Origin of the sequence: Bacillus sp. S2(2019), assembly GCF_005144805.1 — a bacterium.
GTDB classification, from domain to species: domain Bacteria; phylum Bacillota; class Bacilli; order Bacillales; family Bacillaceae; genus Bacillus; species Bacillus altitudinis.
On record NZ_SWFL01000003.1, the window covers coordinates 58,859 to 78,777 of the forward strand.

The window sequence follows — 19,919 nt, forward strand, 5'->3', positions numbered from 1 at the left end:
AGCGGGACTTTGCTTTATGTGCCTTTTTTCTGATCACGGTATTTTCCAGGCGTCGTGCCTTCCAGCTTTTTAAAGGAGCGGATGAAATTTTGCGGATTTTTGTATTTTAGCTTTTCCGAAATTTCTTTCACCGACATATCCGTCTCTACCAACCAGTTTTTGGCGACATGATGTCGGTAAGACGAGAGATATTCACTAAAGGAGATATCCATTTCTTTTCTAAAAATACTACTTAAATAATTTGGATTGTAGTGCAGGCGTGTAGCGATTTCATCCAATGTCAGATCTGAGTCAAATTCTTGATGAATGATATGAATGATTTTCTCTGAGATATTTTTATATTGAGAGTCTTCACGCGCGCCGAGCTGATTAATGATGGGTCGAATGATCTCATGTTTCAGCCACGCTTCTGTATCTTCAAACGTTTTAAACTCAAAGATCGTATCATAGAGCATTTTATTATCTTCGACTTCAAACAATTCAATGCCTAGCAAATGCATCAGCTCAATGAGATTGTTTAAAAAACGAGCGAGAGCAATCTGGTACTCATGTGGTCCCGCATTTTTAGAAAAAATGGATTGCAGAAGGACATGTAAATAGTGATCTGCCTTGCCTTGATCGCCTGCTTTAATGGCATCAAATAAATCATGCTGCAGTTGTTTTGGGAAATGAGTCTTAAACGTCTTTCCTTGCTGAATATGCTCGTATAAAAGAATGGATTTTTTCTCTGCTTTGAGCCTGTATTTTAAGGCTTCTTTTCCCTCAATATAAGCATGTTTGGCCATAGAGAGCTCTTTAAATGAGCGACTGATCCCAATGCTGATCGACAAGCCCAGCTCTTCCTCAATCCGCTGCTGAATTGTTTCGGCTAATTGATTTAAATATTCAGTAAATTCCTCTTCTGACTTCGATTGATTGAGGACAATCGTCGTTTGATGCTGATTGACAACGGTCGGCTGAAGGTGCTCCTCTAGCGGAATAATCTGCTCAATCAGTCCATTTATCGCAAATAAAAGCAAGTCTGCATCCTTTTTTTCATACGGCGTTCCTTTTAGTGTATCGATTTGGGTCACAAGCATGGATAAATGGGACCAGTCACGAGGAAAGCCTAGACTTTGAAATCGGTTGTGAATCTCTTCTTCCGTCAGCTTGCCAAGCAGCAGCCGCACCATAAAGTATTGCTGTAAGTGTGTTACTTGCTGTTCAATCCGTTCCTCTAGATCATTGTTTTGATCTTTCATTTGTTTAATGCTCGATTCGATGAGCTCAAATTCATTTTGGAAAGGCTGTTTATGCAAAAACGACTCATTACGTGCAAAGGATTCGTATAATAAGCGAATCGGTTTATAAAAGTGTCTAGAGCCAAACCATGAAAATAATAATGAAAGCGCTAACAAAATAAAGCAAATAATAAAGGTGATCCACCCGATTGATTTCGTTTGCTGCTTTAGTTCTGGAATGGAGACAAAGGATAAGTATGTCCATTCGTTATAATCTGATTTTTGAAACGTAATTTGATAGTTTAGTTCATCGATTTTCATATCAAATTGTCCGGATCGTTCTTCAAGTGACAGGACATGTTTGACGAAATCTTGATTTTTTAACGAGTCACCAATTTGTTCTTTTCGATTATGTAGCAGCACTTTTCCGTTTGTATCAATGACAAACATACTATCAGATTGAGAGAAGTCAGGCATGTTGTCAGCAATCACGCAGCTTGGAATGCTGGCGACGGCGATCCCCTTCTTTTGGACACTGTTCATCGGAAGCTGCTTGATTAAATTCACATTGTATTTGCAAAAGGATGTCTTTCCTTCTTTTGTTGAGACAAGTGGATTATTTTCTTCAAGTGCCCAGCTGGAATGACTCGGAATATTGAGGTAAGAGGTTAACGCTTTCTCTTGATCCCCGTTTGAGACATGATAAAGACCAGAATTGTTCATATACCAATCTTCCATTTTACTAACAAGTGTAATATTGGAGAGATCGGTGTCGAAGGTTTGTAGGTAATTCAGTTCTTGCTGGACTTGATTATAAAGTTGGAATTGGTCTGGATTTAAAGGTTCTGCCAGTGTTTGAAGGAGAGGCGGCGAACTGACATAGTGAGTGAGAGAATGATCTACTGTCTTTAGAATATGCTCAATATTGGATTGCGTTTGTTTGACGCTGTCCAGCTTTTCATTTGAAATATTTTCGAGTGCAGTTTTTTGCGAATGCTGATAAGAAAAAATACCGACAATAATAACAGGAATCGTACTAAGCACGAAAAAAAACGTCACCAGCTTGTAATAAAATTTATACTGCTTTCTTTTCATAAAACCCCCCATTTCAAACGAAACAATCTTTTCCCCTTAGTTTATTAATCCAAAAATCTGGTAGGTTTGTCAATAATCATTTTCTGAGATTAGGATCATTTTCTTATGTTTTATGTAACGTTTTGAGTAGCTTCCCCTGAGTAAATATGATCTGATGATATGATTGTAGACGGATTTTTCATCCTTAAGATACAGTTAACACATGCATCAGCATGAGGGGAGGCTTTATCTGTGAAAACACAGGATGTCACTGCCAAGGGTGTGCCTGCGGCAGCTTTGAAAAAAGAAAAGAGAAAGCGCTTACTTAATCAATTACTTAGTCAAAAATTTCTGTATTTAATGATTTTGCCAGGGCTCCTTTATTTTCTTGTCTTTAAATATGTCCCTATGTGGGGGCTGATCATTGCCTTTCAAGATTACCAGCCATTTCTCGGAATTCTTGGCAGTGAGTGGGTTGGCTTCAAACACTTTATTCGCTTATTTACAGAACCAACATTTTTCATCTTATTAAAAAATACGCTCATTTTATTTGCCATGAATGTCGTGATTTTCTTTCCGATTCCGATCTTATTAGCCCTTCTTTTAAACGAGGTCAGATTGGCACTGTTTAAGAAATTTGTTCAGACAATGATTTATATTCCTCACTTCATGTCATGGGTGATTGTCGTGTCCTTATCTTTTGTTTTGTTAACGGTAGATGGCGGGTTGATCAATGAATTGATTGCTTTCTTTGGAGGAGAAAAGATTAACTTCCTTCTTAGTCAAGAATGGTTTAGACCCATGTACATTTTGCAGGTAATCTGGAGAGAAGCGGGTTGGTCAACCATTATTTATCTTGCAGCGATTACAGCAGTAGATCCGCAGCTATACGAAGCAGCAAAAATGGATGGAGCCGGCAGACTCAGACAAATGTGGCACATCACCCTTCCTGCGATTAAAAGTGTCATTGTTGTACTGCTCATTTTAAAAATTGGTGATACATTAGAGCTTGGATTTGAACATGTCTATTTATTACTCAATGCGACCAACAGGGAAGTCGCAGAGATTTTTGATACGTATGTGTATACAGCTGGTCTGAAGCAAGGACAATTCAGCTATAGTACCGCTGTTGGTTTATTTAAAGCAGCCGTTGGACTTATTTTGGTCATGATGGCAAACCGTTTAGCGAAGAAGTTTGGAGAAGAAGGGATTTATTAAAAGGGGAGATGAAGACCAATGACATTATCGATTGAAAAGGGATCACCGCTTGAGCATGCAGAGAAATTAGCACAAACAATAATGAAAGCGTATACACCGATTGAACTTCCGCCAGCTGGAAGGTGGCACTATCATCAAGGGGTTTTCCTTTGCGGAGTGATGAAGCTTTACGAAGCAACAGAAAACGAGGCGTACTTTGATTATGTGAAAAATTATGCAGACTCACTCATTGATGACCATGGGAATCTGTTATTCCGCAGAGACGAGCTTGATGCCATTCAAGCAGGGCTCATTTTATTCCCGCTGATTGAAAGAACGGGAGAGAAGCGGTATGTGAAGGCAGCAGAAAAGCTTCGGGGGCTTTATCGGACGCTGAATCGCACGTCTGAGGGCGGTTTCTGGCATAAAGACAATTATGCTTATCAAATGTGGCTAGATGGTCTTTATATGGGTGGACCTTTTGCTTTAAAGTATGCCCAGTTGACAGGAGAATTGGAGCTGGTGGACATGGTCATCCATCAAGAGCATCTCATGAGAAAGCATACCAAAGATGAAAAAACGGGCCTTTACTATCACGCATGGGATGAACGGAAAGTGATGCCATGGGCTGATCAACAGACGGGCTGTTCCCCAGAATTTTGGGCAAGATCCTTTGGCTGGTATGTCCTTGCGTTAGCCGATATGATCGAAGATTTACCAGAAGGACATGAAGGACGAAAAGTGTGGAAGGACACACTGACAGATATGCTGGAAAGTGTGGCAAAATATCAGGACGACGAAACGGGTCTATGGCATCAAATCATTGATAAAGGAAGTCATAGCGACAACTGGCTTGAAAGCTCAGGGTCATGTCTATTCATGTATGCGATGGCAAAAGCCATGAATGAAGGATATGTCAGTCTTCGATATGTTGATCACGTGGTCAAAGCGTATCAAGGGTTGATTGAATATAAAACGGAGGAAAAAGACAACGGCGATTTTACGGTGAACGATATTTGTATTGGAACATCTGCGGGATTTTATGACTATTACGTTGGCAGAGAGCGGAGCACGAATGATTTGCATGGAGCAGGCGCTTTTATTATGGCGTTAACTGAACTAGAAAAGCTGTCTGTGTTTCAAAAGGTATGAGGCGGCATCAAAGGGCTGCGGCATGGCTCCTCAGCTTCATCGCTGCCTTTTATTTGTCCGCCTGTCAGGGGAAAACAGAGGGGATTGATGTCCTTATTTTTTCTGACATGTCAAAAGCAATGAAAGACCAATTAGTGGAGAAAGCTTTTCAACCAAATCAGGAGACATACGATGTTCACATCTTCCCTGCAATTCCTGAAAAACTTCTTGTTGAAATAACTGCAAAAGAGGGGGACGTGATGTTTGTCCCCGAAGAAATGTTTAGAACATATGATGACCCTGAAAGCTTTCAGCTGCTTGAAGAGATGCGGGTAGATGGCGAAGGGGCAGGACCATATACGATGGAAGATGCAAAGACGGGAAATACAGTCGATTATGCGGTCCAAATCAAGAAAGGAACAAAGCAGCTAAATGGCTATACCTTTCGATTACACCGAGATATGGTCGCCTTCATACCTGTGTATGCGGAGAAATCTAAAGTGGCACTGTCTCTCATGAAGCAGCTTCGTGAAAACCAATAGAAAAAGGGGTGGGGGAATGTGAAAAGGGTCGCCGTTTGCGGGCTCAGTCACCGTGCTTTCAATATGTTTATCAAACCGCTCACCGAGGATTTTAACGAGCATTACAGGATTACAGGGCTCTTAGATGTAGATGAGAAGCGGTATACACTTTGTCAGGAGCGTTTTCCATCACTAAGGGGCGTCTCATTTTTTCATGAGGATGCATTTGGTCAGATGGTGAAGGAAGCAAGACCAGATATCGTCATTGTGGCGGGGCGAGATGATACACATGTCACATATATCCTGCAGGCACTGGATCATGATCTGGATGTCATAACGGAAAAGCCGATGGTCACAACAGCAAAAGACGCCAAACGGGTGATGGAAAAAGAGGCAGAAAGCAAAGGGAAGGTCACCGTCACCTTTAATTATCGCTACAATCCATTCCACCGAAAGATAAAAGAGCTCATTTTAGATGGAAAGATTGGGAGGGTCACGTCTGTTGAGTTAAGCTGGCTCATTGATACGTATCACGGAGCCAGTTATTTTAAAAGGTGGAACCGCTCGCGTCAATATTCAGGCGGTCTGTCTATTCATAAATCGACCCATCACTTTGACTTGGTCAACTGGTGGATTGATCAAAAGCCGAAGCAAGTATTTGCCTATGGCGCACTGAATTATTATGGGGATGAAAGTCCTTGGAATCCTTTGCAGGGTGAAGAGAATCGATATTGTGGAACCTGTCATGTAAGAGATACCTGTCATTATGAAGCAAGGTGGAATCCGCGGGTAGAGCGCACAAAGGTGGAGGATGACCATATTGAATCAGGTGAGCAGCAGTCAAAGCAATACTCGAATTATCGTCCTGATGCCTGTATTTTTGATCAAGAAATTGATATTGAGGATACATATGTGGCGTCAGTGGCTTATGATCAGGGGGCTTTGTTAAGTTACTCGATTCAATTTTCAGCGCCATATGAAGGCTACCGGCTTGCGATTAACGGGACGAAGGGACGGATTGAAACAAATGAGTTTCATGTGCCATCGAGAATCCCTTTTCAATTCCCTGAACAGACCATTGCATACTACCCGATGTTTGGTGGAAAAGAAACGATTGAAGTTGTGAAGCAATCAGGGGGTCATGGAGGCGGAGATCCGCTATTATTAGCAGATTTATTTTTAGGAAAAGATCTGCTCATTCCTTATGACATTTCGGCAGGAGCAGAGGCGGGTGCTTATTCCATTGCACTTGGCGAAGGCATGTGGCGCTCAGTTGCAGAAAAACGTCCGATTGAAATAGAAGAATTGTTTCAAAAAGAGACGGTGTAACGAGAAAGAGAGGAGGGAAGAGAGATGGACCATGATGGATCAATGAGCAGAATGTTGCGCATGTGTGAGTGGGTGATGAGACTTGCCTATACGAATTTGTTATGGCTTTTGTTCACTTTACTTGGGCTTGGAATCTTTGGCTTCATGCCTGCAACAACAGCGTTATTTTCTGTGATGAGAAAGTGGATACAAGGGCATGAGCAACTCAGCGTCTTTCAAACCTTTTGGAAAGTATACCGCGAAGAATTTGTACGCTCTAATGTCATTGGAGTGGTGCTGGTCATCATCGGGACAATTATTTATGTAGACCTTGCTTATATTTATCCAACGAGTTGGTTTTTACACGTGCTTCGCTTTGCGATCTATATCTTTGGTTTTCTGTTTATTGTCAGCTTGTTTTATATCTTTCCGCTGCTGGCTCATTATGATTGGAAAAAGCGTCTTTATTTGAAATTTTCCCTTCTGCTTGGCATCTCGTATTTGCAATATACGCTCTCTATGCTCGTTTTCTCGGCTATTCTCTTTATCCTATTTGCTTATTTGCCAGGGATCGTGCCGTTTTTTAGCATCAGCATTCTCGCATATGTCCACATGTGGCTAGCCTATCAAGTATTTAAAAAGATAGAGTTTGAAAGCGAGCAGCCGGCAGTTGATGTGAAGAAACGATTCCCGTCTTTCCTACAATCCAAGCGGGTGAATACGCAGTGATGTGTATGATTTGCTATAATGGTGTCACCGTGAATAAAAGGAGAGATGAGAGTCGTGTCAGTAAAAGAAATTTCAATAGAAGAATTAAAGCAAAAGCTAGCGCAAGAAGAAGCCATTCAACTCGTCGATGTGCGTGAGGATGAAGAGGTAGCAGAAGGCATGATTCCAGAGGCAGTCCATATTCGAATGGGCGATATTCCTGAGAAGCTAGATGCGTTTGATAAGACGCAAGAGTATTATATTATTTGCCGTTCTGGTAAACGCAGTGAGAATGTCTGCTATTTCTTAGAAGACCAAGGCTATCAAGCAACCAATGTCGTTGGCGGCATGCTTGCATGGACAGGAGAAACAAAACCGAAGCTGTAAAAAGAAGTCCTTTCATCGACAAGATGGAAGGCTTTTTTTTGTTCATATGTCCGTCTCTATTTGCATAAAAATAGAGTAGCAAGAGAAGGGAGAGTGGCATATGTGCTGAAGGTAGCTGTATTTGATGAAGAACACGAGAAAGATCTGCAAAGCGAAATCAATCTTTTTTTAAAAGGAATGGACGACGACCAAATTATTGACATCAAATACAATGTGGCGGTGATCTGTGAGCAAGGAGGAGAGCAGCTCTACTGTTTTTCAGCGCTCATTTTATATAAAAAATAAAAGGACCTGCTGAAGGTCCTTTTGCCATGATCAACTAGCGTCAATATGTAAACGATGCTTTTTGCAGTGAACGCATTGAAAGAGGTAGCCTTGCAAGTCTCCTCCGTTCACGAGCCATTGTTTCAAGTTCTCTTTTGTGAAATGTCCACCACTGCAAATCTCTTCAATATCCTCTGAGAGTTCTTCCTCTAAATGCTCAATCTCTTTCCATCCAACATACTGCACAATCGCGCAAAAATCCCCGCAATGGCTTAACCAATATTCCTGCTGCCATCCGCGGTAACCCGGCGTTCTGAAGATCAGTTCATCTATATATTCTTCATGATCGACGTCATCACAACTCGCATCGTCTTGAAACATTCCATTATATGTTTGAGCAGCTGATCCATCTTTAATGCACCAAGGACAAATGCCAGAAACGTCTTCAACAGAATAAAAAGGACCATGATATACATAATCTCGTTCTTTCGCACAAACGGGGCATATCGTCTGCTCTTTTTTAATCACATGTAATGAAACTGGGTCTGGGTTGTACTTGAACGTAGGTAACGTCATATAAACCTCCATTATGTAGAAAAGTGATGATTCAACACTATTTTATCGGAATACGCGATGTCATGACAATCTTCAATTATTTCAACGAGAAAAAAAGCCGTTCGGATGAGGAACGACTTTTCTCTTGTGATGATTATGCTTTTTTTACTCTTGGACTTCTTGGTTTATTGTACTTATTTGCTTGTTTAATCGCTCTTCGTTCTTCATTTAATGATTTGTACAGGGATACAATCATTAAAATGATGACAACAGAGAACGGTAAAGCAGCGAGTTTGGCTGTGTTTTGCAAGGCCTGAAGACCGCCTGAAAATAAGAGCACTGCCGCTACTGCTGACTGGATAATACCCCAGCTGATCTTTACACTATTCGCTGGATTTAATGATCCATAGGTTGTCTGCATTCCGAGAACGAATGTAGCTGAGTCTGCTGATGTGATAAAGAATACCGCAATTAAAATCAGTGCCAGAATGGATGTAATCATGGCGAGTGGGTATTCATTTAAAACACCAAACAGCATCGTTTCAGTAGACATGTTTGCAACATCGACGATATTGTTCTGTTGTAAGTCCATTGCAGATACACCAAAGATCGAGAACCAAAGGAACACGAGGATGGAAGGAGCCACTAAGACACCAATTAAAAATTCTCGAATGGTTCTCCCGCGTGAAACCCTTGCAATAAAAATACCGACAAATGGCGACCAAGAGATCCACCATGCCCAATAGAAGATGGTCCATCCATTAATCCATTGTCTCTTTTCTGGATCATTTGGTGATAATCTAAAGCTCATCTGTACAATATTTGATAAGTATTGTCCGATTGAATCAGTAAATGAATTTAAAATATACACAGTTGGTCCAACAATGAGTAAAAAGAACATGAGTAAAGCAGCAAGAATCATGTTTGTGTTACTTAAATATTTAATCCCTTTACCAATACCGCTCCAAGCAGAGAGAAGGAACAGGACCGTGACGATTGCAATAATGATGAGCTGAGTCAGGAAGTTATTTGGAATTCCAAATAAATAGTTTAATCCGCCATTAATTTGTGCGGCACCTAGTCCTAAACTAGTAGCTACACCGACCACCGTTGCAAATACTGCGATGCAATCAATGGTTTTTCCAATCCATCCATGAATTCTGTTTCCGAATACTGGGTATAAGGTGGAACTGATTAATCCAGGTGCATCTTTTCTAAATTTAAAGTATGCAATGCAAAGGGCGACAATTGCATAAATGGCCCATGCATGAAGTCCCCAGTGGAAAAAGGTATAACGAAGGGAATCACGGAAGGCTTGTGCATTTTCCGTCTCGCCTGTTGGGGATTGAATGGCAAAGTGGCTGATCGGTTCAGCGGCTCCGTAAAAAACAAGCCCAATGCCCATTCCAGCACTAAACAGCATGGCGAACCAAGAAAAAAGACCAAATTCAGGCTCTTCACCTGGCTTTCCTAACGTAATTTTTCCGATAGGGCTAAAGATAAAGAATAGACAAAAGCCGACTAGCAGCGATACGACTAATAAATAATACCAGCCAAAGTCATTTGTAATGTATGTTTGAATTTGATCTGTCACATTTTGCAGCGTATCTGGAGAAAGGGCTCCCCATAGAACGGCAATAAATGTGATAGCAATCACAATCCAAAATACACTTGATACGTTTTTCACACCATCTCACTCTCCTGTTGTTCTACACGTTTAAGCAGAGGATTTAATTTAATATCCCCTGTCTCAACTATTTTCAAACAAAAAGAGGCGAGTTTCTCACTCGACCTCTATTTTACCGTAACATGTTTTCCTTCCATTTATCAACCATCGATATGTGAAGATGACTTTTCTTCAATTCGTTTGCGCAGACGGTAGACATATTCTTTTAAACAAACAGCGAAAATCGTAAACGCTAAAACAATGGCGACTTTTAACGGGGTAATGGACAGCTTCATAAAGAAAGCGGCTGTCAAACTAATGACAACTGCAAGGACAATCGGAAGTGCGCGTCTAATCATTGGAATCTCTCCTTTACTTCTAGTGCGGCATTCATGCCAGCTAACCTGCCTGTCACAAGTGCTGACGTAATATTGTAACCGCCTGTGTAACCGTGAATATCTAAAATTTCTCCGCAGAAATAAAGACCGTTCATTTTTTTGGATGCCATTTTCTTCGGTTCAATTTCTTTGACAGAAACGCCGCCTCCTGTGACAAAGGCTTTATCTAAAGAAAGCGTCCCATTTGCATGGACGATGAAATGTTTACAATCATGAGCAAAAGCGCGTAGTTTATCTTTAGCGAGACCAGAAAATGTCTCCTGCGGATCAATGCCATTTCGTTCTAAAAGGAACAATAAATAGCGCTCTTGCATCCAAGATTTCAGGACATTTTTAATGGCTTTTTTTGGTTCATCTTTTAGATCGCGATGAAGTTTTTGGAAAAGCTCCTCGTCATTGAGCTTTGGGTATAAGTCAATTTGAAGACGGACGGCCTGTTGCTTTTTCAGTTCCTTCACAACAAATCCGCTGCATCTCAGAACGGCAGGACCTGATAAGCCAAAGTGTGTAAAGATCATATCCATGACATGAGTGACGACGGGTTTTCCTTTTTTATTTAAAACACTCACGGCCACACTTCTTAATGAAAGACCTTGAAGCACTTTGTCCTTAATAAAACGCTCGTCTGACGTGACGGGTACTTCGGTTGGGAAGAGCTCTGTAATGGTATGACCAGCGGCTTCTGCCCATGCATAGCCATCGCCAGTAGAGCCTGTATGCGGCACACTTTTCCCGCCAACAGCAATGACAACGGCATGACTTGAAATTTTTTCATCATTATTTGTAACAATTCCAGCTGCTTGTCCGTCTTGATACAGAACGGTTTTAATCTTTTCATTCGTTCGAATGGTCACATTGAGCGCGCGGAGCCTATCCAATAGGGCATCCACAACAGATTGTGCTTTGTTTGAGACAGGGAACATACGTCCATGGTCTTCTTCTTTTAGTTCAATACCTAGATTTTCAAAGAACGAAATAATATCCTCGTTATTGAACTCAGAAAATGCACTATATAGAAAACGGCCGTTTCCGGGAATATGCTTGATGATTTCTTCTACTGGAAGGCGATTGGTCACATTGCAGCGTCCACCGCCAGAAATGGCGAGCTTTCTGCCAAGTTTGTTTCCTTTGTCAATTAACAGAACCGATGCACCGTGTTCTGCCGATGCAATCGCGGCCATCAGTCCAGAAGGTCCACCGCCAATGACAATGACATCATAATGTTTCATGTTACATTCCTCTTTCTACTTTCAGTCATTTCTCTATTATAACGAAGATTGGGGAAGGCTGAAATATGAATTGATTGGTTTTGTGACTTCTGTATTGGATTTGTTACCTGTGCGATGAAATGATGTGTTAAAATAGTTAAGTTGAATATTCATTAGAAAAATGGTGGTTAAGCGCATGTCTAATAAACTGCTTCGTGGTACGTTGGTTTTAACGATAGGGACTTATCTCTCTCGTATTCTTGGTATGATTTACTTAATTCCATTTAGCGCAATGGTCGGAGCGACTGGTGGTGCGCTATTCCAATATGGATACAATCAGTATACGATCTTTTTAAGTATTGCTACGCTCGGTTTTCCAACAGCGGTATCGAAATTCGTCTCTAAATATAATGCAATCGGCGATTATGAGACAACAAGAAAAATGTTCAGGGCGGGTATGTCGGTCATGCTTGTCACCGGTATTATCGCCTTTTCTATTTTATATTTGACCGCACCGATCTTTGCCAAGATTCAGCTTGGAGGATCGAATGAAACTGGCGGTTTGACGGTTGATCAAGTGGTTTATGTGATTCGGATGGTCAGTTTGGGTCTATTGGTTGTACCCATTATGAGTCTTGTGCGAGGGTTTTTCCAAGGCCACTCGATGATGGGCCCGACAGCTGTTTCCCAAGTCATCGAACAACTTGTCAGAATCATCTTCCTATTAACAGCGACGTTTATCATTTTAAAAGTGCTTGACGGCGGTCTTGTTATTGCGGTTGGTTATGCCACATTTGCCGCACTCATTGGTGCGTTTGGCGGTCTATTTACGCTTTATTTATATTGGCTGAAGCGGAAAGATCGGCTTTTGGCAATGCAGCCGAATACAGGGGACTATTCTGGATTATCTTATAAGCAAATGTTTACAGAGCTTTTCAGTTATGCAGCACCCTATGTGTTTGTTGGACTTGCCATTCCGATTTATTCTTATATTGATACAAATACAATTAACAGAGCGATGATTGCATCAGGACATCAGGATATTAGTACAGCGGTTCTGTCTATTGTGACGTTATATTTACCGAAGCTTGTCATGATTCCTGTGTCACTTGCAACTGCATTTGGTTTAACATTGATTCCAACCATAACGGAATCCTTTACAGCGCGAAATTACAAGCTGCTGAATCGGCAAATTGATCAAACGATGCAGGTCATTTTATTCTTCGTGTTGCCTGCTTCATTTGGTATTTCGGCATTGGCTGGACCAGTTTATTGGTTTTTCTATCCGTCTGTGCATCCTGAGATTGGGACTTCTATTTTGTTTTGGTATGCACCTGTTGCGTTACTGTTTTCTTTATTCACCATTAACGCAGCGATTTTACAAGGGATTAACAAACAAAAATTTGCGATCGTCAGTCTTTTGTTAGGGATTATCATTAAAACGGTTCTCAATATCCCGCTGATTAGCTGGCTGCAAGGAAACGGTTCTGTGCTTGCAACGGCATTAGGCTACAGTGCCTCGATTTTGTATATGTTCATCATGATCAAACGCCATGCAGGCTATTCGTTCCGCAGGATTTTCAAACGGTTTATTTTAATTGGTATTTTAACGGCAATCATGGCTGTAGTGGCTTATGTGACATGTCAGCTTGTGAGTCAAGTCATTTCATATGAAGGTGGAATCGTACAAGCTGGTATTGTTATTTTGATTTCAATGATCACTGGCGGCGGTGTGTATATGTTCTTATCTTATAAAGTTGGATTGTTAGAGCGTGTACTTGGCAGCCGGATGCCGTCATTTTTAAGAAAAAAGAGTTAAGAAGAGGTGGAGAAGCATGAGGCTTGATAAATTGCTGGCCAATACCGGCTTTGGTTCAAGGAAAGATGTAAAGAAGCTGGTCAAGGCCCGGGCCGTCACAGTGAATGGAGAAGTGGCGAAGCAGGTGAAAGATCATTTCGATCCAACAAATGATGAAGTGCTCGTGCATGGAGAGCGTGTAGAGTATAAAGAATTCATTTATCTCATGATGAACAAGCCAGACGGTGTCATTTCAGCAACGGAGGATCTGCGAGATGAGACGGTTGTTGATCTACTAGAGCCAGAGGATATTGCAAGGGAGCCATTCCCTGTAGGGAGACTGGATAAGGATACAGTTGGTCTCCTCCTCCTTACAAATGACGGCCAGCTTGCTCATCAATTGTTATCTCCGAAAAAGCATGTCCCGAAAACGTATGAAGTTCATCTAAAATACCCGCTTGGAGATCAAGACATCACTCGTCTTGAAGAGGGAGTTGTGATTTTAGACGACTACCGAACGAAGCCGGCGAAGGTTGAAGTAGATGCCAACCAAGAGGCAGATACACGAATCCGTTTAACGATTACAGAAGGGAAGTACCATCAAGTGAAGCTGATGGCACAAGCAGTGGGCAATGAAGTGATCTTTTTAAAACGGCTCTCGATGGGGGCTGTTTCATTAGACGAAGATTTGGCGCCCGGAGAATACCGTGAATTGACGGAGGAAGAGTTAGACAGCTTAATCAATCGTGATTAATATAGAGAAAATGAAAAGAACCGGCGATATCGCCGGTTCTTTTTGTTATATGGAAGTTCATTATTCGCTTATGATGATATTTTTACTTTTTTTCTCGTTGTTTCCCATTTGCCTCTGCTTGGACTATGAACAAGATCGTTATAGGCAAGCACGTTTAAGTCTCTTTGGATGGTTCTAGGTGTGATCCCGAATTCATCAACCAGCTCTTGTGTCGTCACAAGACCTTTCTCTTGAATGAACATATAAACTGATTTTATTCGAGTCATCATACGGTTTGTTGAAGGTTTCAAAAAACCACTCCCTATCAATAAGATCGGATGGACTTGACTAACCACAACTTACTACACTAAAACTGCGACATAAGGACATGCAACAATGGTAAATGTTCGTGTTTCTTAATGTTTTATTCTATTATACACGTTATTATGCATCTAGTTCCACCAAAAAGTCAACTTTACGTGTTTTTAAACTTGTCTTCATGAATGAAATTATGTTATATATCATGATTTGAATCCGGTTACAACCCAATAAACACAAGGCGTATAAAGAAGTTTGCCACTTAAGAAAGATCAAAAAATAAACACAGAAAATTTACAAAATAAAAAATCATTCATACAAAAAAGACACATTCAAATGAGAAATGTGTCTTTTTATTTTGGTTATCCTTCTAAGAAAAAGAGCTGCACGAAAAATAAGACGGCAAAAATGAGCACAAGAATATGCACTTCTTTCCATTTTCCTTTTGCCAGCTTCACAAGAGGATATGAAATAAATCCTAGTGAAATCCCAGTAGAGATGCTAGATGTCAGCGGCATGGAAAGAATCACAAGAAAAGCAGGAAATGCTTCGTCAAGCTCATTCCAGCGAATACGTGACACTGAATTCATCATCAAACAGCCGACAATGATTAAGACAGGTGAAGTGATGGACGGCAAAGACGAAATGGCTTGAACGAGTGGACCAAAAAACAAGGCCACAATAAACAATGCAGCAACGGTTAAAGAGGTCAGTCCAGTTCTTCCGCCAGCAGCAACTCCTGATGATGATTCAATGTAAGCTGTGGTTGGGCTTGTTCCAAACATTGAGCCAATTGTCGTTGCAGCAGAGTCAGCAAGTAAGGCTCTGCGTACTTTTGGGAGCTGACCATTTTTCATTAAACCTGCTTGTTCCGCAACCCCGATCATTGTTCCTGTTGTATCAAAAATCGTCACAAGTAAAAAGGAGAAGACAACAGCATACAAGTGATGGGAAAATACATCGCCAAACGCAGCGAATGGATTTGTAATCAGCATTCCTTCAGGCAGTGCTGGGGTATCCACTAGCACTTTAGGAAAATGAAGCTGGCCTGTTGCAAGTGCAATTAATGTGGTTGCTAACATGCCGATAAACAGCGCTCCATTCACTTGAAGAACCATTAATATGACAGAAATCATTAAACCAACGAGTGTCAAAATGACAACAGGTGAGCTTAAATTGCCAAGCTTCACAAGATTTTGTGGATCAGCAGTGATGATTCCAGACTGTCTTAGCCCAATGAATGCAATAAATAATCCGATACCTGCTGTAATCCCGTACTTTAAATTATCTGGAATCGCCTCAATGAGTTGTTTTCTAAGGGATGTTAACGATAAAATAATAAAGAGTATTCCAGCAACAAATACCGCACTAAATGCTGTTTGATAGCTGAGGCCCCCACCACCGACAACAGTGACGGTGAAATAGACATTCAGCCCCATACCTGGTGCAATGGCAATTGGATAGTTTGCAAAGAGTGCCATCCAAAGTGTACCGACAACAGCAGCGATAATGGTTGCAGTAAAGACTTGGTCAAAAGGAATGCCTGCATCTGAAAGGATTCCTGGATTGACGGCTACAATATATACCATCGTAAAGAATGTCGTCATACCAGCGAGTAATTCTTTCTTTATGTTGGTTTGGTTCTCTTTTAACTGAAACATAAAATCCTCCATTTACGAACATTATTACAAAACACTTAATATAATATTCGTTTTAAGGGTGGATTGCAACCTTTTTTCAAGGAGGAATGGAAAAATGAATTGGGAAGCAGAAGTCATACGAAAAAAAGACAGTTTGATTCAGGATACACAATCTTTTTTACAAATTGAAAGTGTCTTGGATGAAGAAGGCGGCACAGCAGGAAAACCGTTCGGTGAAAAAGTGGATGAGGCTCTTCAGTATATGCTCAAAAAAGGGCAGGACGAGGGCTTCAAAGTGAAAAATGTTGATGGTTATGCTGGTCATATTGAATATGGAGAAGGCGAAGACATCGTCGGTGTGCTATGCCATGTGGATGTCGTGCCTGCGGGTGACGACTGGACAACCCCACCATTTTCAGCGGACATAAGAGAAAATAAAATCTTTGCAAGAGGAGCCATTGATGATAAAGGGCCGACCATGGCGGCGTTTTACGCATTGAAAATGTTAAAAGATGCCGGTCTGCCGCTGTCGAAAAAGATTCGAATCATCATTGGCACAGATGAAGAAAGCGATTGGCGCTGCGTCGATCACTATTTCAAGCATGAGGCGATGCCACAAATTGGGTTTGCACCAGATGCTGATTTTCCAATTATTCATGCTGAAAAAGGGATCATAGATGCCATCGTATCCTTTACATACGAACAATCAGAAGAAAACAAGCGTTACATCCTCAAGCAATTCACATCAGGCATGCGTCTCAATATGGTCCCAGATGAGGCTCGCGCAATTGTGGCAGCAGCAAACGATCACGATGCTGAAGCATTAAAAACGGCTTTTGCAGCCTATCTTGCGGAAAATCAGTTAACCGGTGAGGCAAACCATACAGCAGATGGACTGACATTCACATTAAAAGGTGTATCAGTTCATGCAATGGAGCCGGCGAATGGCACAAATGCGGGCATTCATATGGCGAATTTCTTATGTGAGCATGAATTAGATGAAAGAGGGCTCGCATTTACATCACAAATAAAGGCTTTATTTGATCAAGACACAAGAGGACAAAAACTCGGCATCGCTTGTAAGGATGATATTAGTGGTGACTTGACCTTGAATGTTGGCACAATCCGCTATTCGCAAAACGAAGAAGCGAAGCTTGGGCTGAATGTCCGCTATCCCGTAACTGCGGACGGTGAGGAAGTCAAAAAAGGGATTGAACGAATAAAAGGGGCAGCGATTGAGAAATTTGATGACAGTCCACCTCATCACGTCTCAAAAGACCATCCACTTGTGAAAACATTACAGCGTGTCTACGAAGAACAAACAGGAGATCCTGCCCATCTTATTGCAATTGGGGGAGGAACGTATGCAAGGTCATTAGAAGCAGGTGTTGCCTTTGGTCCTCTATTCCCAGGAAGACCTGATTGCGCACATCAAAAGGATGAATATATCGAAATCGATGATTTACTAAGAGCAACTGCGCTATATGCACAAGCCATGTATGAATTGGCGAAATAAGAAAGAAAAGAGAAGAGGGGATTCACCGTGAAAAAAATGTTCTTATGCTCTTCATTCAAAGACAGCTATTCTCTCTTGTCTGACTTTGCAGGTGACACCTTAAAAGGAAAAAGTGTGACATTCATTCCGGCAGCCAGTGAAGTGGAAGAAGTCACGCACTATGTCGATGCAGCAAAAGAAGCCTTTCATCAATTAGAAATGCGTGTAGAGACTGTTCAGCTGACCGGGCAAACGGTTCAGGAGATCACACAGATCATTAGGAAGAATGATGTCATGTATGTATCTGGCGGCAATACTTTTTATTTGCTGCAAGAATTAAGAAAGCACGGGCTCGATCGTGTATTGAAAGAAGAGATCAGCAAAGGCAAGCTGTATATCGGAGAATCCGCGGGGAGTATTATCATGGCGCCAAGCATTGAATACATCTCACTGATGGATGATCAGGAGAAAGCGCTAGAATTATCTTCCTTTGAAGGATTCAATGAGATTAGCAGCTATCCGGTACCGCATATAAACAATCCTTATTTAGGTGAAGCCGCGCAGCATATCATAGAGAAAGATCAAAATACGCTCTCTTTATGCCCGCTCACTGATGAACAAGTTTTGCTTGTGACAGGCGAACAGACTGAGGTCAAGACGGTCTGAGTTGTTCATATGACGATGAAAAAGGAACAGGAGCATACGCCCTGTTCCTTTTTTAATCTTGAAACACATCACTTGATAAATAACGTTCACCCGTGTCTGCTGTCATACAAATGACAATGTGATCCTTTGGCATTTGCTTGGCTGCTTCAATCGCTGCATAGCATGCCGCGCCAGATGATGGACCGACTAAAATACCTTCAAGACGGGCGAGCTTTCGTGTGATGTCGTAAGCATCTTCATCACTCACTTGCACAATCTCATCATACACCTGTTCGTTTAAAATATGTGGGATAAATCCTGGACTTGTGCCAACAAGCTTATGTTTGCCAGGTTTCCCGCCTGATAAAACAGGAGACCCCTTTGGCTCTGCCACATGTATCGTCAATTCCGGGAATGCTTTTTTGAGTTCCTCTCCAGTGCCTGTAATGGTTCCGCCCGTTCCAGCAGTGGCGACAAAAGCGGCAAGCGGCTGCCCAATCTGTTGCACTGCATCCATTCTACAGCCGTTGTCCCTCTATGAGCATCAGGGTTCGCACCATTGTCAAATTGCATGGGAATAAAGCTATTAGGAATTTGAGCAGCTAATTCTTCTGCCTTGCGAATACAGCCTGGCATTTTTTCCTCTCCTGGGGTTAAGACGACCTGTGCGCCGTATGCCTTTAAAATATTGATTCTTTCTTGGGTCATTGTATCAGGCATGATCAGAATGGCTTTGTAGCCTCTTGCTGCAGCGTTCATCGCTAAGCCAATTCCTGTATTCCCGCTTGTTGGTTCAATAATCGTTGCCCCTTTTGTGAGTTTTCCTTGTTTTTCTGCCTCAAGGATCATATTGTAAGCAGCCCGATCTTTTACACTTCCGCTAGGATTAAATGATTCCAATTTTAAATAAATAGCAGCGCCATGTTCTGGCTGAAGGCGCTGTAATTTTACAAGTGGTGTATGACCTATTAATTCAGCTATATTTTGTGCAACCTTCATCATGTGACACCCTTTCTTCTCATTCCGCATTACTTTAGTTATACTATCATCAATGGGGATTCGTAAAGTTTGTTAAAAAGGACAGGTGAAGATATGACTGAAAGCCGTCATTATTTTATCGGGATTCCAATCCCTGAACAACTCGCGTATCAAATGAAAGCGGATATAGACAAGAGGAGCGGACTTTCCTTTCAAAAATGGACAGCACCCATTGATTATCATGTCACCCTTGTGTTTTTAGGCGCGATTCCAGAAGACCGTTTAAATAAGATATCTGAGCTACTTGCACAGCTGTCTCATGAGGTGTCTGCTTTCCCGCTGAAGCTGAAGGAGATAGGGGTATTTGGTCAAAAGGAGCGCCCGAGAGTCTTTTTTGCAAAGCCTAGTGAAAGTAAGCCTTTGATGGATTTAAGAGAAAAGGTGAAAGCAGCCGTTTTGACAGCAGGTCATCCTGTCGAAAAGAGACCCTTTCATCCACATATGACGATTGCGCGCAAATGGAATAGAGAACAGTCCTATATAGAACAAGCGCCCTTACGGAAAGAACCATATTCGATGGAGGTTTCTAGTATCGCTTTATTTGAAATTCGTCTAAAAGAAACCCCACGTTATCACGCGATCAAACAATTTACACTACATAAATGATTCTAGAGG

The 19,919-nt window shown here is 41.5% G+C and carries 19 protein-coding genes and 1 pseudogene; 12 read left to right on the forward strand and 8 right to left on the reverse strand.

Annotated features, from left to right (window positions below; translation table 11 throughout):
- Positions 1–14 precede the first annotated feature (14 nt).
- The gene (locus FBF75_RS10465) at positions 15–2,315 is read right to left on the reverse strand and encodes a helix-turn-helix domain-containing protein (RefSeq protein ID WP_136944723.1); all 2,301 of its coding nucleotides are present in this window, start codon (positions 2,313–2,315) and stop codon (positions 15–17) included.
- Positions 2,316–2,546: 231 nt separating this feature from the next.
- Here FBF75_RS10465 and FBF75_RS10470 point away from each other — a divergent pair, with 231 nt between their 5' ends.
- The 7 genes from FBF75_RS10470 (at position 2,547) to FBF75_RS10500 (ending at position 7,831) form a co-directional block, all read left to right on the forward strand.
- The gene (locus tag FBF75_RS10470) at positions 2,547–3,512 is read left to right on the forward strand and encodes an ABC transporter permease (protein ID WP_008343019.1); all 966 of its coding nucleotides are present in this window, start codon (positions 2,547–2,549) and stop codon (positions 3,510–3,512) included.
- Positions 3,513–3,530: 18 nt separating this feature from the next.
- Positions 3,531–4,643, forward strand: a complete 1,113-nt coding sequence (locus tag FBF75_RS10475) for a glycoside hydrolase family 88/105 protein (RefSeq protein ID WP_076822457.1) — start codon at positions 3,531–3,533, stop codon at positions 4,641–4,643.
- Positions 4,640–5,164: a hypothetical protein gene (locus FBF75_RS10480; RefSeq protein WP_017358338.1), complete on the forward strand. Its 525-nt coding sequence runs from the start codon at positions 4,640–4,642 to the stop codon at positions 5,162–5,164. The genes FBF75_RS10475 and FBF75_RS10480 overlap by 4 nt, the downstream gene beginning before the upstream one ends.
- A gap of 18 nt (positions 5,165–5,182) precedes the next feature.
- Positions 5,183–6,472: a Gfo/Idh/MocA family protein gene (locus FBF75_RS10485; protein WP_017358337.1), complete on the forward strand. Its 1,290-nt coding sequence runs from the start codon at positions 5,183–5,185 to the stop codon at positions 6,470–6,472.
- 24 nt (positions 6,473–6,496) lie between these two features.
- Complete coding sequence (locus FBF75_RS10490) at positions 6,497–7,180, forward strand: YesL family protein (RefSeq protein WP_136944724.1); 684 nt, start codon at positions 6,497–6,499, stop codon at positions 7,178–7,180.
- 54 nt (positions 7,181–7,234) lie between these two features.
- On the forward strand, positions 7,235–7,546 hold the full coding sequence (locus FBF75_RS10495; RefSeq protein ID WP_008343023.1) for a rhodanese-like domain-containing protein: 312 nt from the start codon (positions 7,235–7,237) through the stop codon (positions 7,544–7,546).
- 102 nt (positions 7,547–7,648) lie between these two features.
- Positions 7,649–7,831, forward strand: a complete 183-nt coding sequence (locus FBF75_RS10500) for a sporulation protein Cse60 (RefSeq protein WP_003217582.1) — start codon at positions 7,649–7,651, stop codon at positions 7,829–7,831.
- A gap of 30 nt (positions 7,832–7,861) precedes the next feature.
- On the opposite strand, the gene FBF75_RS10505 is transcribed toward FBF75_RS10500, so the two are convergent.
- From FBF75_RS10505 to FBF75_RS10520, 4 genes are all read right to left on the reverse strand, one after another.
- Positions 7,862–8,386, reverse strand: coding sequence for a CbrC family protein (locus FBF75_RS10505; RefSeq protein WP_136944725.1), 525 nt, complete (start codon positions 8,384–8,386; stop codon positions 7,862–7,864).
- Between the two features lie 133 nt (positions 8,387–8,519).
- Complete coding sequence (gene opuD / locus FBF75_RS10510) at positions 8,520–10,052, reverse strand: glycine betaine transporter OpuD (RefSeq protein WP_135226554.1); 1,533 nt, start codon at positions 10,050–10,052, stop codon at positions 8,520–8,522.
- Between the two features lie 140 nt (positions 10,053–10,192).
- Positions 10,193–10,390, reverse strand: coding sequence for a hypothetical protein (locus FBF75_RS10515; protein ID WP_019743705.1), 198 nt, complete (start codon positions 10,388–10,390; stop codon positions 10,193–10,195).
- Positions 10,387–11,658, reverse strand: a complete 1,272-nt coding sequence (locus FBF75_RS10520; RefSeq protein ID WP_136944726.1) for a BaiN/RdsA family NAD(P)/FAD-dependent oxidoreductase — start codon at positions 11,656–11,658, stop codon at positions 10,387–10,389. The genes FBF75_RS10515 and FBF75_RS10520 overlap by 4 nt, the downstream gene beginning before the upstream one ends.
- 175 nt (positions 11,659–11,833) lie before the next feature.
- On the opposite strand from FBF75_RS10520, the gene FBF75_RS10525 reads away from it, so the two are divergent.
- Positions 11,834–13,456, forward strand: coding sequence for a putative polysaccharide biosynthesis protein (locus FBF75_RS10525; protein ID WP_019743707.1), 1,623 nt, complete (start codon positions 11,834–11,836; stop codon positions 13,454–13,456).
- Between the two features lie 16 nt (positions 13,457–13,472).
- The gene (locus FBF75_RS10530; protein ID WP_136944727.1) at positions 13,473–14,189 is read left to right on the forward strand and encodes a pseudouridine synthase; all 717 of its coding nucleotides are present in this window, start codon (positions 13,473–13,475) and stop codon (positions 14,187–14,189) included.
- 68 nt (positions 14,190–14,257) lie between these two features.
- On the opposite strand, the gene FBF75_RS10535 is transcribed toward FBF75_RS10530, so the two are convergent.
- Both FBF75_RS10535 and FBF75_RS10540 read right to left on the reverse strand, forming a co-directional pair.
- A complete protein-coding gene (locus FBF75_RS10535) occupies positions 14,258–14,479 on the reverse strand; it encodes a DeoR family transcriptional regulator (RefSeq protein WP_008356419.1) in 222 nt (73 codons plus the stop codon).
- 369 nt (positions 14,480–14,848) lie between these two features.
- Positions 14,849–16,147 carry an NCS2 family permease gene (locus FBF75_RS10540; protein ID WP_017358329.1) on the reverse strand — a complete coding sequence of 433 codons (1,299 nt, stop codon included), beginning with the start codon at positions 16,145–16,147 and terminating at the stop codon, positions 14,849–14,851.
- Positions 16,148–16,241: 94 nt separating this feature from the next.
- Between FBF75_RS10540 and pepV the strand changes: the two genes are divergently transcribed.
- Together pepV and FBF75_RS10550 are read left to right on the forward strand one after the other, a co-directional pair.
- Entirely contained in the window at positions 16,242–17,642 is a 1,401-nt protein-coding gene (pepV, locus tag FBF75_RS10545; RefSeq protein ID WP_136944728.1) for a dipeptidase PepV, read from the forward strand.
- Between the two features lie 27 nt (positions 17,643–17,669).
- The gene (locus tag FBF75_RS10550; protein ID WP_136944729.1) at positions 17,670–18,287 is read left to right on the forward strand and encodes a Type 1 glutamine amidotransferase-like domain-containing protein; all 618 of its coding nucleotides are present in this window, start codon (positions 17,670–17,672) and stop codon (positions 18,285–18,287) included.
- Positions 18,288–18,339: 52 nt separating this feature from the next.
- Here FBF75_RS10550 and cysK read toward each other — a convergent pair.
- Positions 18,340–19,265: pseudogene (cysK, locus tag FBF75_RS10555) on the reverse strand (cysteine synthase A).
- A 93-nt stretch (positions 19,266–19,358) separates the two neighbouring features.
- Here cysK and thpR point away from each other — a divergent pair.
- On the forward strand, positions 19,359–19,910 hold the full coding sequence (gene thpR / locus FBF75_RS10560) for an RNA 2',3'-cyclic phosphodiesterase (RefSeq protein ID WP_046526519.1): 552 nt from the start codon (positions 19,359–19,361) through the stop codon (positions 19,908–19,910).
- The last annotated feature ends 9 nt before the right edge of the window (positions 19,911–19,919 follow it).